The organism is Orientia tsutsugamushi str. Boryong (genome assembly GCF_000063545.1).
In the GTDB taxonomy this organism is placed as follows: domain Bacteria; phylum Pseudomonadota; class Alphaproteobacteria; order Rickettsiales; family Rickettsiaceae; genus Orientia; species Orientia tsutsugamushi_C.
Map to the genome: position 1 here is coordinate 1104752 of NC_009488.1, position 26981 is coordinate 1131732.

The 26981-nt window shown below is 30.8% G+C and carries 21 protein-coding genes, 1 tRNA gene and 3 pseudogenes; 16 read left to right on the top strand and 9 right to left on the bottom strand.

Translation table 11 applies throughout. The annotated features are described in order from the left end of the window. Positions 1 to 616: 616 nt before the first annotated feature. A complete protein-coding gene (dprA, locus tag OTBS_RS05325) occupies positions 617 to 1777 on the bottom strand; it encodes a DNA-processing protein DprA (protein WP_011944787.1) in 1161 nt (386 codons plus the stop codon). A 40-nt stretch (positions 1778 to 1817) separates the two neighbouring features. Further along, entirely contained in the window at positions 1818 to 2420 is a 603-nt protein-coding gene (locus OTBS_RS05330) for a peroxiredoxin (protein ID WP_011944788.1), read from the bottom strand. A gap of 1112 nt (positions 2421 to 3532) precedes the next feature. Here OTBS_RS05330 and OTBS_RS05335 point away from each other — a divergent pair. Further along, on the top strand, positions 3533 to 4699 hold the full coding sequence (locus OTBS_RS05335) for a reverse transcriptase domain-containing protein (RefSeq protein WP_080571853.1): 1167 nt from the start codon (positions 3533 to 3535) through the stop codon (positions 4697 to 4699). 1664 nt (positions 4700 to 6363) lie between these two features. Here the strand turns inward: OTBS_RS05335 and OTBS_RS16440 are convergent. From OTBS_RS16440 to OTBS_RS05340, 3 genes and pseudogenes are all read right to left on the bottom strand, one after another. Next, positions 6364 to 6501, bottom strand: coding sequence for a hypothetical protein (locus tag OTBS_RS16440; protein ID WP_232488933.1), 138 nt, complete (start codon positions 6499 to 6501; stop codon positions 6364 to 6366). Positions 6502 to 6909: 408 nt separating this feature from the next. Then, a pseudogene (locus OTBS_RS14165) lies at positions 6910 to 7005 on the bottom strand (IS5/IS1182 family transposase); the annotation flags it as partial. A 189-nt stretch (positions 7006 to 7194) separates the two neighbouring features. After that, positions 7195 to 7271 (bottom strand) — tRNA-Ile (locus OTBS_RS05340). 1337 nt (positions 7272 to 8608) lie between these two features. Here OTBS_RS05340 and OTBS_RS05345 point away from each other — a divergent pair. Then, on the top strand, positions 8609 to 9775 hold the full coding sequence (locus OTBS_RS05345; protein WP_080571854.1) for a reverse transcriptase domain-containing protein: 1167 nt from the start codon (positions 8609 to 8611) through the stop codon (positions 9773 to 9775). Positions 9776 to 10528: 753 nt separating this feature from the next. Then, on the top strand, positions 10529 to 12016 hold the full coding sequence (locus OTBS_RS05350) for an ankyrin repeat domain-containing protein (RefSeq protein WP_011944791.1): 1488 nt from the start codon (positions 10529 to 10531) through the stop codon (positions 12014 to 12016). An 81-nt stretch (positions 12017 to 12097) separates the two neighbouring features. On the opposite strand, the gene OTBS_RS18370 is transcribed toward OTBS_RS05350, so the two are convergent. Further along, positions 12098 to 12241 (bottom strand): HNH endonuclease, encoded by a 144-nt coding sequence (locus tag OTBS_RS18370; RefSeq protein WP_157866494.1) that lies wholly within the window; start codon positions 12239 to 12241, stop codon positions 12098 to 12100. Between the two features lie 562 nt (positions 12242 to 12803). Here OTBS_RS18370 and OTBS_RS05355 point away from each other — a divergent pair. From OTBS_RS05355 to tsf, 4 genes are all read left to right on the top strand, one after another. Continuing rightward, on the top strand, positions 12804 to 14456 hold the full coding sequence (locus OTBS_RS05355; protein ID WP_011944792.1) for a leucyl aminopeptidase: 1653 nt from the start codon (positions 12804 to 12806) through the stop codon (positions 14454 to 14456). After that, on the top strand, positions 14440 to 15291 hold the full coding sequence (locus tag OTBS_RS05360) for a division plane positioning ATPase MipZ (RefSeq protein WP_011944793.1): 852 nt from the start codon (positions 14440 to 14442) through the stop codon (positions 15289 to 15291). Before OTBS_RS05355 ends, OTBS_RS05360 begins: the two co-directional genes overlap by 17 nt. A gap of 340 nt (positions 15292 to 15631) precedes the next feature. Further along, a complete protein-coding gene (gene rpsB / locus OTBS_RS05365) occupies positions 15632 to 16492 on the top strand; it encodes a 30S ribosomal protein S2 (RefSeq protein WP_041621501.1) in 861 nt (286 codons plus the stop codon). Continuing rightward, complete coding sequence (gene tsf, locus OTBS_RS05370; RefSeq protein ID WP_011944795.1) at positions 16489 to 17418, top strand: translation elongation factor Ts; 930 nt, start codon at positions 16489 to 16491, stop codon at positions 17416 to 17418. The genes rpsB and tsf overlap by 4 nt, the downstream gene beginning before the upstream one ends. Before the next feature lie 79 nt (positions 17419 to 17497). On the opposite strand, the gene pheT is transcribed toward tsf, so the two are convergent. Next, a complete protein-coding gene (pheT, locus tag OTBS_RS05375) occupies positions 17498 to 19936 on the bottom strand; it encodes a phenylalanine--tRNA ligase subunit beta (protein ID WP_011944796.1) in 2439 nt (812 codons plus the stop codon). Further along, entirely contained in the window at positions 19933 to 20967 is a 1035-nt protein-coding gene (gene pheS / locus OTBS_RS05380; protein ID WP_011944797.1) for a phenylalanine--tRNA ligase subunit alpha, read from the bottom strand. Before pheS ends, pheT begins: the two co-directional genes overlap by 4 nt. Before the next feature lie 1272 nt (positions 20968 to 22239). Here pheS and OTBS_RS16450 point away from each other — a divergent pair. After that, positions 22240 to 22320 (top strand): annotated as a pseudogene (locus tag OTBS_RS16450) (conjugal transfer protein); the annotation flags it as partial. 334 nt (positions 22321 to 22654) lie between these two features. Here the strand turns inward: OTBS_RS16450 and OTBS_RS18375 are convergent. Continuing rightward, entirely contained in the window at positions 22655 to 22780 is a 126-nt protein-coding gene (locus tag OTBS_RS18375; RefSeq protein WP_232488934.1) for a transposase, read from the bottom strand. Between the two features lie 610 nt (positions 22781 to 23390). Here OTBS_RS18375 and OTBS_RS14180 point away from each other — a divergent pair. The 8 genes and pseudogenes from OTBS_RS14180 to OTBS_RS05410 all read left to right on the top strand — a co-directional run bounded on the left by OTBS_RS14180 (position 23391) and on the right by OTBS_RS05410 (position 26955). Beyond that, positions 23391 to 23546: a hypothetical protein gene (locus OTBS_RS14180; protein WP_157866381.1), complete on the top strand. Its 156-nt coding sequence runs from the start codon at positions 23391 to 23393 to the stop codon at positions 23544 to 23546. A gap of 157 nt (positions 23547 to 23703) precedes the next feature. After that, positions 23704 to 23885, top strand: a pseudogene (locus OTBS_RS14185) (IS5/IS1182 family transposase); the annotation flags it as partial. 50 nt (positions 23886 to 23935) lie between these two features. Beyond that, positions 23936 to 24679 (top strand): tyrosine-type recombinase/integrase, encoded by a 744-nt coding sequence (locus OTBS_RS05385; protein WP_011944997.1) that lies wholly within the window; start codon positions 23936 to 23938, stop codon positions 24677 to 24679. A 125-nt stretch (positions 24680 to 24804) separates the two neighbouring features. Next, positions 24805 to 25140: a hypothetical protein gene (locus tag OTBS_RS05390; RefSeq protein ID WP_011944246.1), complete on the top strand. Its 336-nt coding sequence runs from the start codon at positions 24805 to 24807 to the stop codon at positions 25138 to 25140. Further along, the gene (locus OTBS_RS05395) at positions 25140 to 25691 is read left to right on the top strand and encodes a TraE/TraK family type IV conjugative transfer system protein (protein WP_011944688.1); all 552 of its coding nucleotides are present in this window, start codon (positions 25140 to 25142) and stop codon (positions 25689 to 25691) included. The genes OTBS_RS05390 and OTBS_RS05395 overlap by 1 nt, the downstream gene beginning before the upstream one ends. Beyond that, complete coding sequence (locus tag OTBS_RS05400; protein WP_011944247.1) at positions 25688 to 26089, top strand: hypothetical protein; 402 nt, start codon at positions 25688 to 25690, stop codon at positions 26087 to 26089. Before OTBS_RS05395 ends, OTBS_RS05400 begins: the two co-directional genes overlap by 4 nt. A gap of 111 nt (positions 26090 to 26200) precedes the next feature. Then, positions 26201 to 26665 carry a TrbI/VirB10 family protein gene (locus tag OTBS_RS05405; protein WP_011944248.1) on the top strand — a complete coding sequence of 155 codons (465 nt, stop codon included), beginning with the start codon at positions 26201 to 26203 and terminating at the stop codon, positions 26663 to 26665. Further along, the gene (locus OTBS_RS05410) at positions 26665 to 26955 is read left to right on the top strand and encodes a hypothetical protein (protein ID WP_011944249.1); all 291 of its coding nucleotides are present in this window, start codon (positions 26665 to 26667) and stop codon (positions 26953 to 26955) included. Before OTBS_RS05405 ends, OTBS_RS05410 begins: the two co-directional genes overlap by 1 nt. Positions 26956 to 26981: the final 26 nt, after the last annotated feature.

The following is a 26981-nucleotide window of genomic DNA, read 5'->3' on the forward strand; positions in this document are numbered from 1 at the left end:
TGCCTTACTTGCTAACCAAGGTTTAGAGCTAATCACAAAAATTAGATCCAAAATGAAAGAAACAGTACTATGAAATCTCTACTTCTTAACAAAAGGCATATTATAGAAACCATTAATTGTTAGTTGAAATATCTTTTCCATATTGATCACACTCGCTATAGGTTTGTTATGAATTTTTAAACTATAGTCATTTACAATGAAGTTTGCGTATAAAATATCCTGTTGGTAAATCTTATGATGCTATTGTCGCTTTTTTTATGCTCATCAAACCTCATTGTAAATGACTATAATGTTCTCTCTGCATTGCTTGCTTATGTTTTTAAAACTAATAAAATTTCTGTTTCTTTTTCAAGTTTGAATTATCTTTTACTTTCTTTGCCTTGCCTACTATTTCTCAATTAGATTGAACTCATGTTATTAAATAGTATACTTTTATAATACATTTTTTTATGTTGGGTTATTCCTTTTTTATTTAAATTTTTCTTTTTAACTCAACATTCTTTCTTTGTATACCCTTTTTATATACCTTTCATTATCATATTCTAGCGTTGTTAAACTACATATATAGGCATTAAAAAAATATAACACTTATTTTTATTAGGTTTTGCAATATTTCTTATATCAAACTCTGATTGTATAAAATAACAATTTTGTTACCTAAACAACGAGCAACTATGCCAGCTAATTCAAGTTCTAAGATGATGACATTAACTATATTCATTGGTAATTTAGTTTGGTTAACAATAACTTCTATGTCTAGTGGTACTGAAGATAATATATTTTTTACAATTGTTCGTTGATCATCAGTGATAGTAGTAGACTGATAGCTGCCATGGTCTTTATATTGTGTAAAATTTTCTTGATCGTAACAATTATTACTAGTATCAAGATTATATGTTGGAAGTTGTTCAATGATATCCTCAACTTGTTCTACTAAATAAGCTCCATTTTTAATCAAATGATTAGTGCCTTGATATCTTGGATCATATGGAAAACCTGGAACTGCAAATAGTTCTCTATTATATTCAAGTGTTAAACGAGCAGTGATAAGTGATCCAGATTTTAAATTTGCTTCTACAACTAAGGTTCCATATGATATTCCAGCAATAATTCTGTTACGTTGAGGAAAATGTTTACTGATAGGAGGGCAATAAATTGGCAACTCAGCTAAAATAAGTCCTTCATTAGCAATTTTATGATATAAATTAATATTTTCTTGAGGGTAAATATGATCAACTCCACCAGCTATTACAGCAATAGTACTAGGTAATGCTGATTGATGTGCTGCAGTATCTATTCCTCTAGCTAAGCCAGATGCTATAACTATTTTGTTATCAACTAATTTTTTAACAATGTTTTTAGTAAAAGTTACTCCATTTAAAGAAGCGTTTCTAGATCCAACTACAGCAAGAATTTTATGATTAAGTAATTTAATATCTCCTTTATAGATAATGACTGGCGGAGGATCTGGAATATGTAATAATAGTTTTGAGTATTCAGAATGATGATGAGTAAGAAGAAAAGCATTGAATTTTCTCAACACTTCTATTTCCTGTAATGCTTCTGAGTTAGTGTAGATTTTTATTGGCTTTCGCTTTCCTCCTTTAAGAGAAAAATATGCAACATTCTGTAAAGCTATTTTAGCGCTACCAAATAATCTAATTAGCTCAAAAAAAGTTTTAGGACCAACATTCTCACTTCTAGCTAAACGTAGGGTATAAATTGTTTCATCATCATACTCAGTAGAACTATTATCACTAACTGGCACTTTTAGCATACAGTCCGTAGCAATTTATAAACTGCAAAGGAACTTAAAATTACAACTTCTCAGCATTTGATGTTAAGTAGTGACATATACCATCTGATGTTGCTTCTATTCCTTCAGTTCCTGGAGTCCAACCAGCTGGGCATACATCACCGTACTTTTTATGAAAATCTATTGCATCAATTATTCTTAAACTTTCTTCAACATTTCGTCCTATACTTAAATCATTAATAGTGACATGGCGTAGTACAAACTCTTGATCAATAATAAATGTTGCTCGAACAGCTACTCCAGCCTGGTTGAGCACATTATACGTCTTGGAAATATCTTTATTTATGTCTGACACTAATGGAAATTGTATGTCACCTATTCCTCCCTTATTATAAGGAGTAAGTTTCCAAGCTTTATGGCAAAAATGTGAGTCTACACTAATTCCAATCACTTCAGTATTTCTTTTTAAGAACTCACCATATCTATTATTAAAAGCAATAATTTCCGTTGGACAAACAAAAGTAAAGTTTAAAGGATAAAAAAATAAAACTGCCTTTCTACCGTCCAGTTCATGTTTTAAGTTAAATTTTTCATTAATATTGTTCTTTGGCAAAACTGCTGGAGCTGTAAAATCACAAGCTGACTTACCTACAAAAATTTCCATAGCTACTACTCTCTAACTAAATAAATTATTTGAATAAATTATACTAATAAAATATATCCATGTACCCATAATATTCTAAATTAAAAATACTGCAACTAGAATCTAACAGCAATATACCTATTAAATTTGTCCAAGAAAAAAGAAATTGTAATAAGCTAAACTTAAGATATTAGTAAAAAAGTGATAAATTATTTTAAGATACCTAAACATGCGCCACTTACCATATAAGCAATATAGCATAAGTCAAAAAAATATTTACATTAGAAAGGATATTAGTTTGAAAACGCAAAAATAGAATAAAATTGGAAGGCAAAGAAGAGAAGATAAAATTGGAATTAAGTTTAGAGATAGAATAACTTGAAGAAGAAGCAATTATATGAACTAAGAAATTAATAGGAGCACGGTGTTTAGTATGCTCTAAATGTAAGATGGTTTTTTTAATACACTAAGTACAGATTCAATTAAGGAAGGTCTATTTAATAAACCAGAGTTTGATATTTAGATATAAGGAGATAGATTATAGTATATTTGGAATAAGGATTACAATAATAGATCTCTTTCGAAACTGGTTAACGTAGTTCAAAATTATTGCTGACAAATATCGAAATAGACGTAAAAGATTCGGTCTGTGCGTCAAGAAAAGGTGAATTAATCTTACTGGTGAAAGTCCAGTTATGGAAGGAGAAGCTAGATCCACCATATAGCGAGTCTTGTGCTGCTGAAGGTAACGACAGTAGTAAAGCGTAGACAGTGAAACATTCGAGCCGAAACCAAATGGTGAACGTGATAGCCCTGAAAGTGAGATGTAGTGGAAGCCGATATGTTCTAGCACATAGTAGGCAAAAGAAGATTGGAGGTCAAACTAGTAAAAATCCAAAAATTTTCAACCACCGGGGTCGCAGGCGTCAGCGAGTTTGTAAAGATTAATGACACAACTTGAGAAGTCCTTATAACTCTTACGTAATTAAGTAAGTATTCAAAGTACAAGTGGTGAAACATAAGGCTTTGGAGATGGTGTAAGGATGGCTGAGTTAGCCATAGTAGTGATGAAACCTAGTAATGTGGGTGGAGCAAAGGGGTTAGCAGAAAAGTAAGAATGCAAGAGGGAAACAATGGCTGTACACAGCATAGACAGAAATACATGGTTAACGAAACTTGAGCGTATAAAGTTGCTATCATCGAAAAATCAAGACATAAAGTTTAATAATCTAAATCAAGACATAAAGTTTAATAATCTTGGACATATCATTGATTTAAAGATATTAGAAGAACAATATAAGGAACTCGATAGCAAGAAAGCGATAGGAATAGATGGTATAACCAAAGAGGATTATGGTAAGAAGTTGAAAGCAAATCTGCTCTCGCTTCTTACTAGAATTTGCAATGGGAAATATCAGGCTAAACCTGCACGAATAACAGAAATTCCAAAAGAAGATGGAGGCAAAAGACATTTGGTAATATCATGTTTTGAAGATAAGATAATCGAGTCTACAGTAAGCAAGATACTAAACTCTGTGTTTGAGCAAATATTCTTAAAGTATTCATATGGATTTCGACCTAAATTAAATGCACACGACGCTTTAAGGGAGTTAAATAGACTTACGTATAACTTCAATAAAGGGGCTATAGTAGAGATTGATATAACAAAGTGTTTCAATACAATCAAGCATTGTGAGTTGATGGAATTTCTAAGAAAGAGAATATCTGACAAGAAATTTCTAAGACTAGTTATGAAACTGATTGAAACACCAATCATAGAAAATGGTACTATAGTTACTAACAAAGAAGGTTGTCGTCAAGGATCAATAGTTTCACCAATCCTGGCAAATGTCTTTCTGCATTATGTTATAGATAGCTGGTTTGCAAAAATCAGCAAAGAAAACTTAATGGGACAAACAGGAATGGTGAGGTACTGCGACGATATGGTATTTGTCTTTGAAAAGGAAACAGATGCGAAAAGGTTTTATGATGTTTTGCCTAAAAGGTTAAATAAGTATGGGCTAAATATCAATGAAGCTAAATCACAAATGATTAAATCTGGTAGAGACCATGCTGCAAATTTAGCCAAACAAGACAAGAAGATCGCAAGTTATAATTTTCTTGGATTTACTTGCTATTGGAGAAAATCAAGATTTGGCATAACATGGAGACTAAAATATACCTCAAGGAGAGATCGTTTTACTGAGAAACTGAAAGGACTGAGAAAATATTTGCGTAGTCAGCTAAACAAGCAAGATAAAACACAAACATTATCACAAGTCATTAGAGTTATTAGGTGAATGGATCAACTATCATGGTATATCGGATAACAAAAGACGAGTAAGTTCATTTATCAACCAAAGTACACGTGCAATATATAACTGGTTCAATAAAATGGGAGGAAAACGTAAGATGAATTGGAAAAGACTAACCGAGATACTTAAAAGAGTAAATTTTCCTAAAATTGGAAAGATTGTCTCAATGTTCTAGACAACAAATAAGGCATAATGCTTATCTTATTTTTGAGAGCCGGATGCGGTAATTCTGCAAGTCCGGTTCTGAGGAGGGGCCTAATTGAGCAATTGGTTAGGTCTACTCACATAGATTTAATTTGATCTCTGACATTTATAATTTTGAACTACCTTAGCCAGTTTCGAACGAGGTCTAATTTTTAAATTAGCTAAATATCCTCAAACACAGATTTTACCTGCAATAATTAGTTTACATGCATGCATGTGCGACATGAAGTCGCACTATTCTTACCACAACGTTTATATTAGTCAGATAGTATTATAAATATTATAACTTCTAGCACATTTACTAATTATTTGTGTAGCCTTAGACATATACTCTCGTACTAACTCCATACAAGGTTTTGTTGAATATCACTCATTCGAATCTTGCTTATCTTTTTTTCATATAATGCTTGTGCATAAGTATGTATTCTTTCAGCATTCTCTTTCCAGTTTATAGTATATATTTTGCTATACTCTTCAATATACTTATAACACAGCTCTTTGAATGTAATATCGTTAGCTTTTCTTTCTCTTTCTTTTATATGATTCTCATTTTCTTCTATCTTTTTTGTTGACGTTTTACTTCTCTTGGATCTATTCCGTTCGCCATTAATTTCTTTAATTCTATTGCTTTTTCTAGCTTCTCTAACAGATAAATATGGAAATACAACTATCTTTATTTTTAAAAACTCTGGTTTTTAAATTTTTGTTCTACATAAAGTGTTAATCTTCCACTAGATGATTTTCTTCCACGAAGCCACTGTACAACTTTATCACTATAGATTCGTGTTTTTTTCCTTTGGAGTTTTAATTTTACGTAGTGCTCGATTTGTAAACTTTAATGATATTGAAGGCATAATCACTCCACATAATATTAATGTATATATTATTATTAATATATATTACACTTACTTAAACATCTGATCTATATTATGCTTCTTTTTGATAGCAAATTTTTTATACTAATTTGTTCATAATACATATAACTTGAAAATCATTTATCAATCTTAAGTTGTATATATTTTTCGATCATTAGATTAACCTCTAGATTGAAAACTTGTCCACAATTTCCTAAATTTTTTCAACCTATTTTCAACCTATTGCTTTAATTTTTTTGTTATATTAACAAATATTGCAAATATGTTTATAGTTAAAGTTGAAGATTGATTATAAATATTAATAAAAATTAACATAAGTTAATAGTAAGTTCTATAAAGTGTAGAAGTTAACAAAAATTAATATTTTTTCTTCTTTATATTTGATATGTCTTTGCACCTTTACCTATAGACATGTTATATAGTATAAGGTATTGTTGAGTCTGAATTAATATGATTCAATGACACGCTAATTGTGTAGTCTGACTTACACCTGTATCTGCCATACAACTTGCAAACGTCCTTCTTAGATCATGTATTCTGAAATTTTTTATGCCTGCCTTTTCACAAATCCTATTCCATGGTCCATGTGGCTGTTCTAAGTGTTAGCTTTTTGCTACTATCACTTGGTAGCACCCATGTACTTTTAGATGTTAATTTCCTTGCTTGTAATATTTCTATTATCTCATTTGTTAATGATATATTTTGCACCTTCCAGTTCTTAGTTTTTGGTATATTATTTTTCTTACAAAATCTATATTGTCCTATTCCATCTTCAACACATTCTTTTTTCTAGCTCAAGTGTATAAACGTCAGTTTAGGATAAGAAAAAGTATGAAAGGTATAATACAAAAGGTCTACAAAAGATATTGTGTAATATCTTTAAATATAGTTTCAATTAATAACAGTTTATTTATTGCTCACATGTCTGTAAATGCAATTTTAGAATAAGAAACAATTAGAAATATGTAATATACAAGTGTTATAATGGTGAATGTTAAGGTTATTAAGTATAGTATTATGAAAGAATATTTGTAGAAATATGAGCAATAAATAAACGGTTATTAATTGAAACTACAGATAATGTATAATTATACATTAGACCTCTTTCGAAACTGGTTAACGTAGTTCAAAATTATAAATGCAAGAGATCAAATTAAATCTAAGACCGAATCTTTTACGTCTATTTCGATATTTATCAGCGATAATTTTGAACTACGTTAACCAGTTTCGAAAGAGGTCTATTATCTCTTGTATACCTTTTATTCACTACCTTTCATATTTTCTCTTATCTTAAATTAGCGTTTATAACTATGAAATGCTAAAAATTAATTTAGAGCAATGATAAATTTATTATATTTTTCTGATAAAAAGATGAAAGAAAAAGTAACATATCTAAATAGATGGTGGGCTTGAGAAGACTTGAACTTCCGACCTCACGTTTATCAGACGTGTGCTCTAACCAGCTGAGCTACAAACCCACTATTTTATATAACAAATAAGGCTTGATATTATCAAAAAACGCCATTGTAATAACTTACACATATTTAATTGTAATATATTCCAATGATTTTAAGAATCAAATATTATTTTTTACACACAGTATAATAATGTTGATTTCATGTAAAAAAGTATAGGAATAGCAATAAAAAAATTATGTTCTTTATTTATATAGAACACATTTGTATTAAATACAGGCGTAATAAAAAAAATTGTTATTACGCCTGGAATAGATACCATGTTAAAAATCAAGAAAAGATAAAATAATTTTATAAAAAAGATGTGAGTTTTTATAAAATTATTAAGCTAGCAGGTAAGCGCAGTAGCACTTTTTCTCCCAAAGAGCCGTACAAGCGAATTACTCCGCATACAACTCAAGCATATGATGTATATGAACATTTTCACCATTATCTGTTAAATCAAAACAAATAAGACATTTACCTTTTTGTTTACACCAAAGAATCTACCTGATTTTAAACAAGCACTTAGGGATATCAGCTTGACATTTTTATGCAAATATTCTCTAAGTTTTGAATTATTATGAGAAGATTTACTTTTGACTGGAGTATATCGTTTAATCATTGTTCATTGTAATTTCTATAGATATAGATCTTTTATTCTCTCAATATTCCATGAGAGACTTTTTTTCCATTCTATTAATATTCATTTTTTAAACAACTTTATAGAGCCTTTAGACTGTTTAACTAGTAAAGCTACACTTCTTCTTGTACTATTGATGTTATATTGTTGAATAGACCTCTGTCGAAACTGGTTAAGGTAGTTCAAAATTATTTCTGATAAATATCGAAATAGACGTAAAAGATTCGGTCTGTGCGTCAAGAAAAGGTGAATTAATCTTACTGGTGAAAGTCCAGTTATGGAAGGAGAAGCTAGATCCACCGTATAGCGAGTCTTGTGCTGCTGAAGGTAACGACAGTAGTAAAGCGTAGACAGTGAAACATTCGAGCCGAAACCAAATGGTGAACGTGATATCCCCGAAAGGCTTATATAGTGGAAGCCGATATGTTAGACTACATAGTAGGCAAAAGAAGATTGGAGGTCAAACTAGTAAAAAAAAACCCAAAAATTTTCAACCACCGGGGTCGCAGGCGTCAGCGAGTTTGTAAAGATTAATGACACAACTTGAGAAGTCCTTATAACTCTTACGTAATTAAGTAAGTATTCAAAGTACAAGTGGTGAAACATAAGGCTTTGGAGATGGTGTAAGGATGGCTGAGTTAGCCATAGTAGTGATGAAACCTAGTAATGTGGGTGGAGCAAAGGGTTAGCAGAAAAGTAAGAATGCAAGAGGGAAACAATGGCTGTACACAGCATAGACAGAAATACATGGTTAACGAAACTTGAGCGTATAAAGTTGCTATCATCGAAAAATCAAGACATAAAGTTTAATAATCTAAATCAAGACATAAAGTTTAATAATCTTGGACATATCATTGATTTAAAGATGTTAGAAGAACAATATAAGGAACTCGATAGCAAGAAAGCGATAGGAATAGATGGTATAACCAAAGAGGATTATGGTAAGAAGTTGAAAGCAAATCTGCTCTCGCTTCTTACTAGAATTTGCAATGGGAAATATCAGGCTAAACCTGCACGAATAACAGAAATTCCAAAAGAAGATGGAGGCAAAAGACCTTTGGTAATATCATGTTTTGAAGATAAGATAATCGAGTCTACAGTAAGCAAGATACTAAACTCTGTGTTTGAGCAAATATTCTTAAAGTATTCATATGGATTTCGACCTAAATTAAATGCACACGACGCTTTAAGGGAGTTAAATAGACTTACGTATAACTTCAATAAAGGGGCTATAGTAGAGATTGATATAACAAAGTGTTTCAATACAATCAAGCATTGTGAGTTGATGGAATTTCTAAGAAAGAGAATATCTGACAAGAAATTTCTAAGACTAGTTATGAAACTGATTGAAACACCAATCATAGAAAATGGTACTATAGTTACTAACAAAGAAGGTTGTCGTCAAGGATCAATAGTTTCACCAATTCTGGCAAATGTCTTTCTGCATTATGTTATAGATAGCTGGTTTGCAAAAATCAGCAAAGAAAACTTAATGGGACAAACAGGAATGGTGAGGTACTGCGACGATATGGTATTTGTCTTTGAAAAGGAAACAGATGCGAAAAGGTTTTATGATGTTTTGCCTAAAAGGTTAAATAAGTATGGGCTAAATATCAATGAAGCTAAATCACAAATGATAAAATCTGGTAGAGACCATGCTGCAAATTTAGCCAAACAAGGCAAGAAGATCACAAGTTATAATTTTCTTGGATTTACTTGCTATTGTGGTAAATCAAGATTTGGCACAACATGGAGACTAAAATATACCTCAAGAAGAGATCGTTTTACTGAGAAACTGAAAGGACTGAGAAAATATTTGCGTGGTCAGCTAAATACGCAAGACAAAACGCAGGCATTATCACAAGTCATTAGAGTTATTAGGTGAATGGATCAACTATCATGGTATATCTGATAATAAAAGACGAGTAAGTTCATTTATCAACCAAAGTAAACGGGCAATATATAACTGGTTTAATAGAATGGGAGGAAAACGTAAGATGAATTGGAAAAGACTAACCGAGATACTTAAAAGAGTAAATTTTCCTAAAATTGGAAAGATTGTCTCAATGTTCTAGACAACAAATAAGGCATAATGCTTATCTTATTTTTGAGAGCCGGATGCGGTAATTCTGCAAGTCCGGTTCTGAGGAGGGGCCTAATTGAGCAATTGGTTAGGTCTACTCACATAGTTTTAATTTGATCTCTGACATTTATAATTTTGAACTACCTTAGCCAGTTTCGAACGAGGTCTATTGTATTATCAAGCAATTTTGTTAACGTTTATCTGATAGTGGTAGACACAAAATGCTTATCCTTATTGTTTCTATACGTAAATTATTACTCCATACAAATACTGTATTCTTTCCTATTCTAAAACGTTTTGATACTGATTCAAAACTAATTTTCTTTCTTTATGTTATTGTTCAGCACTTTTTTCCAAAATCTATAGTATATGTCATACTAATTACTTGTTCACTACATCTTATTACTATAATTGTTTTATAGTAGTTTAGCTATATTTCCATTATATCGAACTTTGGTAATAAAAAATAATTGTATAATTTAATTAATTAAAGTAACATTGATCTCAATTTAAAATTGAAAATACCAGTTTAACTAAGATTAAGATGTAATCAATATGAATACTGCTTTGAGTTTTGCTATTAAGCGTGGTGATGTAAAGGCTGTACTAGATATTTTAAATACAAATCCTGGTCTTGTTAATTTTCAACAAGATGGCGATTTCAAAACTCCTCTACATACATCAGTTGAGAATAAACAATCAGAAATTACTAAGGTGCTATTAGAGCGTAATGCTAATGTCACACTGCAAGATAAGGATGGAAACGCACCATTGCATTTTGCTGCTAGGGATCACAATTTAAGAATGACTGAAACACTGTTAAGTTATGGTAATGCTATTGTTGATATACAAAACAACAATGGGCAGACTCCTTTACACCTAGCATCAACAAGACCACGCACTTACCAAGGTCCTTCCGACTTGCTAAGTACAGAATCACTAAAGATTGCTCAAGCATTATTAACTCATGGTGCAAAAGTTAATTTACAAGATGATAATGGTAATACAGCTTTACATTACGCTACAAACAGTTTTCACCACCTAGAGATAACTGAGATATTGTTAAATCATGGTGCCAATGTTAATGCGCAAAATAATCTTGGTGATACTGCTTTGCATCGTGCTGCAAAAAATGGACTCCTACCTACTGTTGTTTGTTTATTGAAAAGTGGTGCAAACGTGCATTTAAAAGGTGAAAATGGTAACAGTGTTTTACATTGTGCTGCGCAGCAAGGCCGTGGTCCAAATGAAAAAATTGTAAAAGCTGTATTACATCATGGAGCTGATGTTAATGCACGAAACAATGATGGTAGCACTCCGTTACATCATGCTGCTGAAAAAATACATGATCCATTACCAGCTATTCAAGCTTTATTAAAGCATGGTGCTGATATTAATGCATGTGATGGCAGAGGTTGTACACCGCTGAATAATGCTATTTCATCTAGTTCGATCATCAATATGCAAACAGGAATTCCTGAATTTTTAACTTCTCATATTACCAAGTTAGAATATTCTAGTGATAAAAAGACTAGTTCAGCAGGTAGCCTAACAAATCAGCAACTTATACAACAATCATCAACTCTTAGTGAGTATAAGCTGGCGTGTGAAAAAGAACTAAAAGAATTAAGTAACATCAAAGTTGGTGGTGGCCAAAAAAGTATGTTGAGTGCTTTTCTTGCTAATACAACAAATGATAATGAATCATCAAGATATATACATGATCCTAAAGTTCAAGAAATTTATGAATGTTGTGAAGAAAAATTTCCTATATATTCCGGTGCCCTCAAAGAACATATAGATGCAGGAAGTACTAGAAACCAGCTGCTACATGGGGCACTTGAATCAATGGATGATATATGTAAAGAACAGCTTAAAGAGCATTCTACGGAAAGCAAGGTAGGTTGGGATACTATACCACCTGAAGTTAAATTTAATATACTAAAGCATCTGAGTAATGAAGATTTATCAAAAATTCAACAAAATAAGACAAGCGAAGCTAAGAAAAAAGATCCTCAGCCTTCAGGTCACAGATGCATATAATTTAATAGATTAATCACAAAATTAACAGCTTAAAAAGACAAAAAAATTTATTGTGATAACTTAAGAGTTAGAAGAGTTATATTATAAATCTGGTTTACACTTTAACATTAGGCTGTGAATTTGTTTATAGCAATTAATATGCAGTATCATTAAATTAGAGCTGATATTATCACTACCTTTTGACTTTAGAATAATATGATGTATAGCTAAACCAGCATAAAACAGTTATGTTATATACTTTTCAAAAAATGGTCTAAGTCATAGTGATATTTCATTCTGCTTGATTTAGCTTGAAACAATTTTTTCAATAAGATTTAAATCAGAGGAATAAGGAGGTAAATACACAATAAAAGTATTTTTGAGTCTTACATATAAGCTATATTTATCAAAAAGTGTTAACCAATCGATAAACAGTAATATTATATAATATAAGTTTTCATAAAACAGTTATGGTTAAGTTTCTAATAGAATCTGTAGGTTGTAATTTGTTATATCTGCTAACTTATTCAAGATTTAAATCTAATTCAGTATTATTGGTTTAAAGTTGAAAATAAAATACGTAAAGTAGTTTACTTAATTTAGCGGCTTTTTTGATCCTGTCTCTTTTACTTTACAATCTGTAACTTCTTTTCCTAATTAAGCGACATCTAGCTCGAATTATTAATCACATAATTGATATGATTATGAGTTTTATCGTTTCAGTAATGATGTACAGACTTGCAAATCTGTACCATAAACTTTAATATCAAAGAATAATAAATTATTATTCTAAATTTAGTGAGTCCAAATGATTATAAATTTTATACAAACAGATAGTCAGAATTTTTTTAATTGCTTAGAAGGAATAAATAAAACAGATGTTACAGATATATCCAATAGTCAGTCTATATGTTTATTGATTGGTTCAGATTTAGTGTTAACAGATAGCATGTTACAGCTTGATCAGCAATGTGGTGGAATTATATCAAAATTTTTGCAACAAAATACGAAGAATAAGCAAATATTTAGTGGCAAGTTTGGTGAAATTAAATTTTTAACTATTGCTAACGGTGAAGAGATTAAAAATATAATTTTGTTAGGTATTGGCCAAAGTAATCAACTGAAGGAGTTTCAAATTCAGGAACTAGGAGGAATTATACAAAAATCGATTGCTGCAAATACAATAATGGATGTAATAATTTTGGTGGATTATGATATTAGTAATTACAACAGATTTAAAATTGCATCATTGATTGCATCAGGGGCTGAATTAGCATCTTATAAATTTAAAAAGTATTTCACTAAAAAGAATATTAATAATAATGATAATAAGTTGCAAGAAACTAGCGAAATGCATTTATTTATCAGCTTAAAAGATGCTAGTGATATTGAGCAGGCTAAAGCTTATTTTAACAATATTTTACAACCAATTAATGAAGGTGTTGTGTTAGCTAGAAATCTAATCTCAGAACCTCCAAATAAATTATATCCTGCTACTTATGCTCAAAAGATTGAAGAAGAATTTAAGATATTAAAAAATGAGTTTGGGGTTGAAGTAAATGTAAAAATTTTAGGCACACAAGAGATGCGTGATTTAAATATGGGAGCATTACTTGGAGTTGGGCAAGGATCCCAAAAAGAATCAAAATTAGTATCAATATCTTATTTAGGAGCAGTTAATAAAGATCAAGCACCATTAGCTTTAGTAGGAAAAGGAGTAACTTTTGATACTGGAGGAATTAGTTTGAAACCATCTGCTGGTATGGAAGATATGAAATATGATATGGCTGGATCAGCAGCAGTAGTTGGAGCTATAAAAGCTTTAGCGCGTAGAAAGGCAAAAGTAAATGTAGTTGGAGTAGTGGCTTTAGTTGAAAATATGCCAGGCAGTAACGCTCAAAGACCTAGTGATGTTGTAACAACAATGTCAGGTCAAACAGTAGAAGTACTTAATACTGATGCAGAAGGGCGGTTAATACTTGCTGATGCATTATGGTATGTTCAAGAAGTATTTAAGCCTGAGTCTATTATAGATTTAGCAACTTTAACTGGAGCAATAACTATAGCACTTGGTTATAGTTATGCTGGATGTTTTTCTAATAATAATGAATTAGCTCAGAAATTAATTATATCAGGCGAAAAGGTTAATGAAAATTTGTGGCGTATGCCATTACATAAAGATTATGAAGACATGCTTAAATCTAATATTGCTGATATAGCAAATATTGGCAATGTTCGTGGTGCCGCTGGTAGCTGTACTGCCGCTAGTTTTTTACAAAAATTTATTCAATTTAAGCAGAATCATGATAGTAGCAAAACTTCTATTCCATGGGCTCATTTAGATATAGCTTCTGTTGCTTGGAACAGAAAAGGAGGCAATATTTGTCCTGCAGGAGCAGTAGGATTTGGAGTTAGATTAATTAACCAGTTTGTAGAAGATAATTATGAATGCATCAAATAAAGAAATCACATTACCTTACATTTTTGTTATAGGAAATGAAAAAGGTGGTGCAGGTAAGACTACTGTTGCTATGCACTTAATTGCTGCTTTGCTTGACAATAACCTAAAAGTTGGAAGTATTGATACTGATTCACGTCAGCATTCACTTACTACTTATATACAAAATCGCAATGCTTATAATGATAAGCATGCAAATAGTAAAGTTACTGTTCCATTGCATTTTTTAGTAACTAGAGGTGATAATAGATTTGAAAATGATGAATGTCAGCAGTTTGAAAATATACTTAATGAATTGAAGCAAAAAGCTGATGTTATAGTTATTGATACCCCAGGCAGCTATTCTACTATTTCATGTTTAGCTCATTCATATGCAGATACTATTATTACTCCTGTGAATGATAGTTTTTTAGATATTGATGTATTGGCTAAAATTGATGCTAAAAGTTTCAAAGTTATTACTCCATCGATTTATAGTCAGATGGTTTGGGAGCAAAAAATGCGCAAAACTCAACGTTGCGGTGTATCCATTGAATGGGTAGTGCTAAGAAATAGATTAAGTAATTTAGATGCTATTAATAAGAGAAATATAAATTATGTTTTAGAACAATTAGCTAAACGTATTTGCTTTAAAAATGCTTCTGGTTTTAGTGAAAGAGTAATATTTAAAGAGTTATTTTTGGATGGCTTAACTTTACTTGATTTGACTCAGGTTAAATTAAGTAGAAGTTTGAATATTGCTCACGTAGCTGCTAGACAGGAATTACGAGATTTTCTTAACTGCATTAATATTGATAAAATTATGGATGTAACTAAAAATAAAGCAGCAGCTGTATAAATAGCTTTAAATTAAAAACTTTAATTAATAACAAAAAAATTCATTGCTAAAAAAATTAAAATACAATAATTATGTATAGTAGTTATAATAAATAATTGATCTATTTAATAAAAAATTACTAGCAAATATTTTTATAACGGCTAGATTTAGTTGTAATTAAGTTAACAAAATTAAACAGACAAAGTTGCTATATTTTTTTGTTAATAATATTACTTTTGAACTACAAAATGTAAATTCGCACACATTGCTTATATAGTTAGTCGCTAAATGAATAGTGTTTTTCAAGCATTGTGGAGGTATAACTAACAAAATTATGGAAAAAAACATGTCAAATAATAATATATCTACCCTATCTTCTGTAACAATAAGTGAACTATTAGATGCTGGAATCCATTATGGACATAAGGCTTCACGATGGAATCCTAAAATGGCTCCTTATATTTATGGTAAAAGAGATGATGTTCATATTATTAATCTAGATTATACTGTTTCGCAGATTGATGTTATTAGCAAAGTCATTTATAAGGAAATTAAAGAAAAAAATGGCAGAATATTATTCGTTGATACTAGGAGGCATCGTGATATTGTCGCTCAATATGCTGAAAATTGTGGTCAATATTATGTTACTCATAGATGGTTAGGAGGAATGCTGACTAATTGGGTAACGGTATCAAAAGCAATAAATAAACTTGATCAATTAGAAAAAAAATTAGCAGATCCAGAAAAGATAGTTGGCTATACTAAGAGAGAGATATTATCCATGCAGCGTATGCGAGATAATTTGCATCGCTCGTTTGGTGGTATTAGAAATATGGGAGGAAAGCCTACATTGTTAATAGTAATGGATATTAATAAAGATCATATAGCTGTTAAAGAAGCTAGAAGAGAAAAAATACCAATTATTGCAATAGTAGATACTAATTCTGATCCAGATCTAGTTGATTATCCAATTCCTGGTAATGATGATGCTATTAGGTCTATACGCTTATACTGTAAAATATTTTCTGATGCTGTGCTTCTCGCTATTGAACATATGCTTGCTGCTTCTGGAGTTGATTTAGGCGCAATTAATGGTGATAATCCTAGCGAAAGGCTTAAAGCTGCTAAAAAAATTACTAAAATGAAACTTAGTAAAAAAGTAACAAAAATAAATGTTGAACAAGATCAAAATAAATTAGAAAAAGATAATAAAGATTTATGAAAGAAAAAGAATTAGTGGTTAATACTAAAACTAATGGATCTAAATCCGAAGATGTAATTATAAGTATTAGCTTAGTCAAGAAGTTACGCGATGCTACTGGCGCTGCTATGACTAGCTGTAAGCAAGCATTGCAGGAGGCTAAAGGTGATATTGAAGAAGCTATTAAAGTTTTACGTAAGACTAACTTAGCTCAAATGTCTTCAAAGTTACAACGTAAAGCTGACGAGGGAATAGTAGCATTAGCTGTAGATAACAACAAAGGGGCAATTATAGAAATTAAGTTTGAAACAGATTTTGTTGCACGAAATGAAAGATTGCAAAAATTAGCTATGGAAGCTGCTCAACTAGCTTTAGTGCATGATAATTTAACAGACTTAAAAAACGCTAAATTATCATCAGGAGAGACTCTTGAATCTCAAATAAGCCAAGATATTGCTGTTATAGGCGAAAATATACAAGTAAGCAGAATTAGACAAGTTAAGCTAGTTGACAATGGTATTATAGCATCATATATACATAATAGCGTAGCTCCTAATTTAGGGCAGATTGCTGTATTAGTAGCTTTAGAAGGTAATGTTGAATCAGACAAGCTGACAAAACTAGGAAAAAATATAGCAATGCATATTGCTGCTACTAATCCTAGGTTTTTAAGTTCAAATGAGGTACCAGAAAGTGTAATTATGCAAGAAAAGGAAATTTTTACCGCTCAAGCTCGTACTACTGGCAAACCAGAAAAAGTAATTGAAAAAATGATTGAGGGGCGAGTAAGTAAGTTTCTAGAAGAAACTGTGTTGCTAGAGCAAGCTTTTGTTATTGATGGTAAAACAAAAATTTCTGAAGTGTTGAGTAATGCAGCTAAAGAACTTGGCAGTGAAATTAAGATTACTGGATTTTCTTGCTTAAAAGCTGGAGAAGTAGTAGAATAGTGACTAAGAATTTTTTCTTAGTCCTTGTAAGAATTAAAGCTTGTTACGTTAAATGGTAGAGAATACGACTTTTTAATAGCTAATGATCTCTCAATACCGCATTAAATTTCTTTTCTATCTTTGATATTATATTGCTGCTAATTTCTTTTATTATTGGTTCAGTTAAAGTTTGATCATTAGATTGCATTGTTACTCTAAGAGCTAAGGATTTTTTATTATCATCTATTTTTTCTCCGGTATATACATCAAATACTTCAACTGTTTTAATTAAATGTTTGTCAACTTCATTAATAGATGCTACTACTTCTGATGCTGGTATACATTGGTCCATTATAAACGCAAAATCTCGTTCAATATGCTGATAATTAGATATTATAATTGGTTTCTTATGACAATATTGAGCTTTTTTTATTGGTAACAAATCAATATTTAGCTCGAATGCAATAACTCTACTTGTAATATTAATTCCACAAAAATCAACTTGAGATAAAATTTTAGGATGAATTTCACCAAAACATCCAATACAAGTTTTACCTAGCATAATGCTACCAAATCTACCAGGATGGTAATATTCCTGTGCAGTAGTATCAATAATTTTGCAATTTTCAATATTGATTCCTAACTCAAGTAGTATAACCTCTAAATCAGCTTTTATATCAAAAATATTCCACTGTAATATTAAGCTATGTGGATGCATCAATTCCTTATTACCACATTTTACAGCAGCAAGCATGCATTGTTCATTGCATGTCTCTGTTTTAGAAAAAACTGGTCCGATTTCAAAAAAAGCTTGATTTTTAAGTGACCTTGCTTGATTTTTTGCTATTGCTTCAAGTAAATTAGGAATAATTGTAGGCCTCATATAATCAAGATCTTGACTTATAGGATTCAAAATTTTTAATTTCTCATTATAAGTACTAAAATATTTAACTATTTTGCTATTCATAAATGACCAAGTGATCACTTCATTATATCCACATGCAGCAGCAACTCTTTTGATTGTTAAAATGTTTTGTTGCTTACTAGGTAATGCTGTAAATGATTGGTTATTCCTCTTAATTGGTACCTCAGGCAGAAACTTATAGCCGTATACTCTTAATAATTCTTCTACTATATCTTCTTTAATTGCAATATCAGAACGCCATGATGGTATTTCAAGTTTCAAAATACTAGAAGTATCATCAGCAATGTTGGAAATAGTGAATCCCAAATTACCTAAAATATTTATTATTGTTGACTTTGTTAATCTAATTCCAGTTTTCTTCTCAAATTCATTAATTGGAAACTCTAAGGTTTTAGCTGGTGTTGTTGTAGCATCATCATATAGGACAGTTTCTGAAATCTTGCCTCCGCAGATTGAAATAATTAAGTTTAAGGCAATAGCATGAACCTTACTGGCCATATTATAATCAACTTGTCTTTCAAAGCGGTAACGTGCATCGCTTTCAATATTCAATTTTCGACCAGTAGTCATAATACTATCTGCCAAAAAGTACCCAGTTTCTAAGATTATATTCTTAGTTTCAGACTTACATTCACTATCTAATGTTCCTATAATACCAGCTAATGCAATAACCTTATTACCACAACTTACAACTAAATCTGCAGTATCTAATTTATAACTTTGATGATTTAACGCTATTATGCTTTCATTTGCATAAGCTTTTCTAACTTCAATTTCATTGTTTGACAACTTATCTTTAGCATAAGCATGTATTGGGTAACCAAAACTATAACAAACATAATTAGTAATATCTACGACAGGAGAAATTGATTTAAGACCAACATTACGTAAAAAATGTTGCAACCAAGAAGGGCTACTACAAGCATTATTAATATCTTGAATTTCAGTAATAATAAATAATGAGCAAGTATCCTTAGCAGATATCTTCAATTTTATATTGCTTTTAAAATGTCCGTTAGTAGAGGTTTTAAAATTATCATCTACTAATTGTAGCTTACCTAATCCCTTAGCATGAAGCTCTCTAGCAATGCCATAAATTCCTAAACAATCTCCACGATTTGGCGTAACATTAATTTGAATAACTGGATCATTATATCCAAAAGTTGCTGCAAACGAATCTCCTACAGTTGCAGTAGGTGATAATTCCATTATACTATTATTATCATTACTATCCAGTAGTAATTCTTCTTCTGAACATAACATTCCATCGCTTGCAACTCCCCTAATGCTAGTTGCTTTGATTACAAAATTACCATTAGGAATTTTAGTACCAGGTACAGCAAGAACTACCTTAAGGCCTACTCTTACATTTGATGCTCCACATACAATTTGTAATATTTTTGTTCCAGAATTAACTTTGCAAATTTGCAACTTTTGTGCGTTAGGATGAGGTTTGATATCTATAATCTCAGCTATAATAAAATCTTTTAATTTAACAGAACGATCTATTATTGATTCAACTTCTAGACCAAGGTCTGTTAATGCCTGAGTAATATCGATTAAGTTTGCATCAGTAACTAAAAACTGTTTTAACCATTTTAGTGTAAACTTCATCTGCTTAGACCATGTAATATTGTAGGTATATTAAATGCTGAAAAGCTATAATGCTGTAGCCACCTCTGATCGTTTTCAAAGAATTTTCTTAAGTCAGTAATACCGTATTTTAACATTGCTAATCGTTCAATTCCTAATCCAAAAGCTAACCCTTGATATTCATCTGGATCAATATTAACATTACGTAAAACATTAGGATGTACTATACCACATCCTAATACTTCCAACCATTTATTGTTGATTAAGCATTTAATATCTACCTCAGCTGAAGGCTCAGTAAATGGGAAAAAGCTTGGTCTAAACATTATTTCAATATCTTGCCGCTCAAAAAACATTTTTATAAAATTAATAATTATATGTTTTAAATGCCCCATATGAATATTTTTATCTACTATTAACCCCTCTATTTGATGAAACATTGGTGTATGAGTTGAGTCAAAATCTGAACGATAAACACGTCCTGGAGCAATAAGATAGATTGGAGGTTTTTGCTGTTCCATAGCTCGTATTTGAATAGTAGAAGTGTGAGTCCTTAATAAGCTAGTATCACTGTTATTTAAATAAAAGGTATCATGCATCTGTTTTGCTGCATGGTTACTACCAATATTTAATGCGCCGAAATTATACCAATCATTTTCTATATTTGGGCCTTCGACAGCTGTAAGATTAAACATAGAAAATATACTTAATAGTTCTTCAGTAACCTGAGAAATTGGATGAATACTACCATAAAATTTTTTTCTTGATGGCAAAGTTACATCAACTTTCTCACTAGCAAGCAATGTCACCATTTCTTGCTTTTGAATTTTAGCTAGCTTAGCAGCAATTAATGTTTCAATCTCAGTTTTAACTAAATTGACTCTACTACTATACTCCTTTCTGTTTTCAACATTTAGTTCTACTATCTTTTTTAATTGTAATGTAATAATGCCTGACTTTCCTAAATATGATAATTTAAGATCATTTAATGCCTTCTTTTCATTAATGTTGCTAATTTCTTCTTTAAATTTAGTTAAAATTTGATTAAGCATTGAGTATTATAAAATCATTAAATTTAATACAAAAATTAGTATAACTAATTTTGATTGTCAACGTAATTCGGAAACTTTTCTGAGTGTGATACTAAGGGTAAGTGAACTAGCTGTTGAAAGAAAAGAACATAGTTAGAAATGAAAGACCTAATATACTATAAAAAATTAAAGCAGGCTACCATAAGCCCTTCATATATAAGAATTTTTAAAAAAGTTTTTCCTACTTATATTTCCACAAAAAAACTACTTTTGTTAAGCTAAATATGCTCTGCACTCACTGTTATATCTGATATTTAATGACAGTAATGATAATGCAACAATCTTTTATTATTTTGTCATGAATTTTCTTTCAGAATAGTGGAGATGGTGAACAAATGCTGATGGAAAAGCTTTAAGAAAAACTAAAAAGCAGTGGCTAGCACTAATAGTTCACCAACTATAAGTATATAATAATGAAAATTATAGAAGAATTACAGGGAAATTACAACTTTTTAATAGAATTATTTGGCATTGAGCAATCTAAAGTTAGCAGTATTTATCTAAATTACAAAAAGTTGGTTTTATTGAATATGAAAATAGAACTGTAACTAAAGGTAGATATAAGTTGAGTCATATTCTATAGTTAAACTATTATAAAACAATTATAATAGTAAGATGTAATGAAAAAGTAATTAGTAAAACCCTCAATCTCTCCATGATAATTAATAACTTATGCAGCTTACATTCAAAAACCATCCTGTAGAACTTTTGCCAATTCGGACTATATTTTAAAACGTCAATTTAGGATAAGGAGTCATGAGAATAAGAGAATTGTTTTTAACAAGTTGACTTAATCCATTCATTTATATAATAATTTTTAAGTTAATTTAGATAATTACTGATAACTTTAGCATAAAATCTCTAAAAAGTTAATAATTATTAATCTCTTATGTTGTAGTTAAGTCACATATGCAAGATTTTATTATTTATTTTATAAGTAAATTTCGGTGCTGATTTTAGCTAGCATAAAGCTTACAGTTTTTTTATTCAGCTCTATAGCAATTTCTGGTAGTTTAAGGTATTGAGCAAGAGGTAAGAATTCTTGCTTAGTTTCAATGATAATTTTTTGTCTTTTTTTATCTGATTTTATGAATACGGTTTGAATGTTATGTAAACAGTTGCTAATAACAAATCTTTTTTTTTGCTAACGCAATATTTTAATCATTTCTCTAGAACTGATTTTTTTATTCCAATTAATTCTGATAATATCAAAAACCTGTTCTGCAATATTTTTACCAAGAAACTTATTTAAAAGAGTGGGCAATTTTTGTGATGAAATGCTTGTTTACTACTTCTCCAAATGAGGTAGAAAGATAAATAGCTGACATGAAGGTAGTATCTAGTAATACTGAATCTTTAGATAAGTTTTTTCAGAATCTTAGCCCATGCTTGATGTATTGTTGAACTTGATATGTGTTTACTATTGTCTTTTACACTTGGCAATATCCATTCACTTTTTAAGCATAGTTTGCTGTTTTGCAGTACTTCTATTAATTTATCAGCTAACCCTATATACGTCAATTTAGGATAAGGAGTCAGGAGAAGAAGAAGAGATAAAGATGGGGATTAAGTTTAGAGATAGAATAACTAGCAAGAGAAGCAATTATACGAACAAAGAAATTAAGAGGAGAACGGTGTCTAATATGCTCTAAATGCATATGTTTTTTAGTACATTAAAGACAGATTCAATTAAAGAACGTTTATTTAATAACCGCTTATCTATAGCAATATCCCTTTTTAACTGCTGTATCTTTTTTCTAGCTTCTACTACCATTAGATTTGGCTAATCTCCTATTTTTATTTTATAATACATGCCATTAATGTTTATTCCTAAATATAGTCTTCTAAATCCAGTATATGATATTATAAAAAGTAAGTTCATTTCTTTTTTATCTCTAAACTTGAATGTGTTTTCTTCTTTGGTTGGTACTTTTATTGTATTTAATGCTGCTTGTGTAAATTTAAATACTATATACTGCCATATTTATCGCCCTTTATAAATTTAAAATTGGCGTAAACTTATAGTCTGTAGTATGATTTTTATTTGATAGCAAATACTTTTGTAACAATAAGAAATATTTTTAAGCAACATTATCAACTGAAGGTTATTCTAAGCTTATCAACTATAAATTCAAGTTGTTGGATTAAAAATTAGCATTCCAACTAGCCAAATATTAGACATAAATTCACTCTATATTTCTGCAATTGACATCAAGATATTATTGTCATATTGACAAATAATATTAATACAGCTACAGTTAAATTCATGTATCAACTTAAACGAGAATAAACTAAATAGCTGCTTTTATAAAGCGCATAAAGCTCATAATAACTCTTACTCTAACTTATTTCTTCTAGTTAGTTTAAATCATCTTAAACATGAAATGCACCTGATTGAAACACCAATCATAGAAAATTGTACTATAGCTATTAACAAAGAATGTTGTAGTCAAAGCTCAATAGTTTCGCCAATTTTGGCTAATGTCTTTCTGCATTATGTTATAGATAGCTGGTTTGCCAAAATCAGCAAAAAAACTTAATTGAACAAACAGGAATGGTGAGGTATTGCGACGATATGGTATTTGTCTTTGAAAATGAAGAAGATGCGAAAAGGTTTTATGATGTTTGGCCTAAAAAGTGAAATAAGTATGGGCTAAATATCAATGAAGCTAAATCACAAATATACTTCTTTCGAAACTAGAGAATAATGATAAAAGGAATAATCGTAGATTAGCATGGAGAAAGAGCTGTGAATGAAAACGTTATTGGTATGCTAAAACGGGTTCAAAATTATTGCTGATAAATATCGAAATAGACGTGAAAGATTCGGTCTTAGATTTAATTTGATCTCTGGTATTTATAATTTTGAACTACGTTAACCAGTTTCGAAAGAAGTCTATTATATGAAAAAAAGATAAGCAAGATTCGAATGAGTGATATTGAACCAATATTCAATGATATCAGCAAAGAGGGAAAATATGCCACAGCAAATGCATTGCTAGCAACCTTACGCACTATATTTAATAAGGCAATAAAATGGGGATTAATAGAAAACAATCCTACTCTAGGGATAGAGCAGCATAAACTGCAAGCAAGAGAGAGACGTCTAAGTTACGATGAAATGGGTAGATTTTTACAAGTATTATGCGGAGAAGCAAGTCCATTGATAAGAGATTTTGCATTACTAGCGTTATATACTGGAGCTAGAAAAAGTAATGTGTTAGAGATGGAATGGGACAATATAGATTTTGAAAGAAAAATATGGCATATACCAAAAACTAAGAACGGAAAGGCGCAAAATATACCATTAACAGATGAGGCAATGGAAATATTGCAAGCAAGGAAATTAATATCTACAAGTAAATGGGTACTACCAAGTTCTACTAGCGAAAGCGGACACTTATCGCATCCAAATACCGCATGGAAGATAATTTGTGAAAAGGCAAGCATAAAAAATTTCAGAATACACGATCTAAGAAGGACGTTTGCAAGTTGTATGGGGGATGCAGGCGAAAGTCAGAGGACAATTAGTATAGCATTGAATCATATTAATCCAAACTCAACAATACCTTATACTATAGCTTGTATGGAGTTAGTACGAGAGTATATGTCTAAGGCTATACAAATAATTAGTGAATGTGCTAGAAGTTATAATATTTATAATACTATCTGACTGATATAAACGTTGTGGTAAGAATAGTGCGATTTCATGTCGCACATGCATATATGAACACTAATTATTGCAGGTAAAATCTGTGTTTGAAGATATTTAGCTAATTTAAACATTATAGTAGCAGAATGAGAAATCTCATGCTACAATTGAGGCTGAAGGTGATTATACAAAATCAAAAATTATGTTGGGCATTATCGAGGCCGTTGAAGTATATGGGTTTGAGCATTGACGAATGGGGAGTAGTGCTAGCTGGAGTAGCTCCAGGAATTGTACTACTAAACAGCAGGCATGCTAAATTAGGCCTAGCCTTTATGGTTGGAGGAATTGCTCTATGTTATTGCTTTAAGAAAATTAAGAAGGTATCTGAGAATTTTTTGCTAAAAAGTTTTTTAGTAGCTAAAGGTTTATTGCCAGCTCCATTAGGATATCCAAGGCTTTTGGGCAAAAAAGTTGGCAAGTAATGAATCATCTCTTTAAGCAAAATGCTATACAAGAGCTGGTTAAATATAATAAATGCTTACTTTCAGTAACTATATTGCTAGCTGCAGCTAATATAATTGCGATAATGGCTGCAATTACCAAAGAAGAAAAGTGGTTATTAATTCCAGCAATGGAGCCTGATCGTAAAATGATGGTTTCATCAAAAAATTACCATGAAACCTATTTAAAGGAATGGGCAATTTATGTAACGAAACTCTTATTTACTACTTCTCCAAATGAGGTAGAAAGACAAATAGCAGACATGAAAGTTGCATCTAGTAATACTGAATCTTTAAATAAATTTTTTCATGATCACTTGCAATTTGTTAAAGGCTCAAATGTGTCTTCAGTCTTTTTTCCGAAGAAGGTTGAAGTGATAAAGGATGGAGTATTAATTAGTGGAACGCTTCGTTATTGGTTTAGCGATAGTAAACATATAGCTGTCGATAAGACTTACCTTTTGACTTACAAGCGAAGTCCTAATTACCTTTTGTTGTTAACTGGCGTTAAAGAGAATGGAATAAAAAAATGAGTATTAGAATTTTGAGGTTTATGATAGGGTTTATTGCTTTAGTCAAGTTTAGTGATGTATATGCGGTAGAATATGAGTTAGAAGTTGATAATTTGCTGAAGCTTGAGATTTCTGATAGTGGGCCAACAAGAATTAATCTTAAAGATGAAAAAATCAATGATATTTTTATGTATCCTCAAAATGCAGCCGAAGTTGTAGTTCATGAGTCTGGATGTTTGTTTATTGCTCCACGAGAAGAAGAAAAGAAGCTTTATTTAACAGTAATAGGAGAACACAAAACAATTCAAGATTTAATGTTAACTTTTACTCCAAAAACTCCAAGCCATGTAACGCTTATTAATGCTGCTACAGAAGAAGCTGAAAAGGATAATTCAAAAGGAAAAATAAAATTAGCTTAAAATGCTAGTTTTTACTTTAAAGCTTGTTAAGCTCAGCATCAAGCATATTAAAACTGCTTCAAAGTAAAATTTCATTATGGAGATATTATTGAAAACAAGGCGGAAGGCTGGTTGATAGGTGAAGATGGACGTTCTGGAATTAAAGGAATCGTGGTAGATAAATCGTCTAACATAGCAAGCATGGCTGCATTAAATGGAGTATTTAGCAATATTGCTAAGTTTCTACAAGCTAAGGCTATTAAACCTGATATGCTACCAACTTTAAACCTAGTAGCTGGAGGTCATCAACAACAAGAGTTTCAGATTGGAGATGCGCTTCAGTCTGGAGCTTACTCTGGAGCTAGTAATGCTTTTGATAAGCTAGCTGATTTTGCTATAAAACAAGCTGATTCTATGAGCCCAGTCGTTCTTATTGCGTCAGGTAGAGTCATCGATGTTGTATTTAAAAAAGGTTTTGACTTACGTGAGCACAAGAAGAAGCCACATAATTTAACTTATTCACAATCAACTAACAATGAAAAAGTTAATTTGCATAATAAATTCGACCAATCACAAAAGTTAGAGGAGCATTTATAATGAAGTTTTTATTATTGCTATTGGGCTGTATGAGCCTAACAAGCTTCTTTTTCGAAAGTAATTTTGATTGTAAAATTCCTAAAGGGCAAAAATGTAAGTCTTTATATGAAATAAAGAAAATGGCTGCTCAAGGAGTTTTTGACCCTGATAATGTTGAGAAAGTTGAAACATCAAAAATTAAATCAAAAAGGCGTTGTGTTCTATACTGTAAGCGATCTAAAGCAGTTCAAGGTGTAGCTGTTGTTAACACTTCACCTAAAAAACCAAAAATGAGTGATATTGCAACTTAAAAATGATTTATGTGATAATATAGGTT

What these genes read in the sequence shown, in the direction of transcription:
- OTBS_RS05385 (WP_011944997.1), top strand. Translation starts at nt 23,936, where the DNA reads ATGAGTGATATTGAACCAATATTCAATGATATCAGCAAAGAGGGAAAA.
- OTBS_RS05330 (WP_011944788.1), bottom strand. Translation starts at nt 2,420, where the DNA reads ATGGAAATTTTTGTAGGTAAGTCAGCTTGTGATTTTACAGCTCCAGCA.
- OTBS_RS05355 (WP_011944792.1), top strand. Translation starts at nt 12,804, where the DNA reads ATGATTATAAATTTTATACAAACAGATAGTCAGAATTTTTTTAATTGC.
- OTBS_RS05395 (WP_011944688.1), top strand. Translation starts at nt 25,140, where the DNA reads ATGAATCATCTCTTTAAGCAAAATGCTATACAAGAGCTGGTTAAATAT.
- tsf (WP_011944795.1), top strand. Translation starts at nt 16,489, where the DNA reads ATGAAAGAAAAAGAATTAGTGGTTAATACTAAAACTAATGGATCTAAA.
- pheT (WP_011944796.1), bottom strand. Translation starts at nt 19,936, where the DNA reads ATGAAGTTTACACTAAAATGGTTAAAACAGTTTTTAGTTACTGATGCA.
- OTBS_RS05335 (WP_080571853.1), top strand. Translation starts at nt 3,533, where the DNA reads ATGGCTGTACACAGCATAGACAGAAATACATGGTTAACGAAACTTGAG.
- OTBS_RS05410 (WP_011944249.1), top strand. Translation starts at nt 26,665, where the DNA reads ATGAAGTTTTTATTATTGCTATTGGGCTGTATGAGCCTAACAAGCTTC.
- OTBS_RS18375 (WP_232488934.1), bottom strand. Translation starts at nt 22,780, where the DNA reads ATGGTAGTAGAAGCTAGAAAAAAGATACAGCAGTTAAAAAGGGATATT.
- OTBS_RS05400 (WP_011944247.1), top strand. Translation starts at nt 25,688, where the DNA reads ATGAGTATTAGAATTTTGAGGTTTATGATAGGGTTTATTGCTTTAGTC.
- OTBS_RS14180 (WP_157866381.1), top strand. Translation starts at nt 23,391, where the DNA reads ATGCACCTGATTGAAACACCAATCATAGAAAATTGTACTATAGCTATT.
- OTBS_RS05345 (WP_080571854.1), top strand. Translation starts at nt 8,609, where the DNA reads ATGGCTGTACACAGCATAGACAGAAATACATGGTTAACGAAACTTGAG.
- OTBS_RS05360 (WP_011944793.1), top strand. Translation starts at nt 14,440, where the DNA reads ATGAATGCATCAAATAAAGAAATCACATTACCTTACATTTTTGTTATA.
- OTBS_RS05350 (WP_011944791.1), top strand. Translation starts at nt 10,529, where the DNA reads ATGAATACTGCTTTGAGTTTTGCTATTAAGCGTGGTGATGTAAAGGCT.
- pheS (WP_011944797.1), bottom strand. Translation starts at nt 20,967, where the DNA reads ATGCTTAATCAAATTTTAACTAAATTTAAAGAAGAAATTAGCAACATT.
- dprA (WP_011944787.1), bottom strand. Translation starts at nt 1,777, where the DNA reads ATGCTAAAAGTGCCAGTTAGTGATAATAGTTCTACTGAGTATGATGAT.
- OTBS_RS05390 (WP_011944246.1), top strand. Translation starts at nt 24,805, where the DNA reads ATGAGAAATCTCATGCTACAATTGAGGCTGAAGGTGATTATACAAAAT.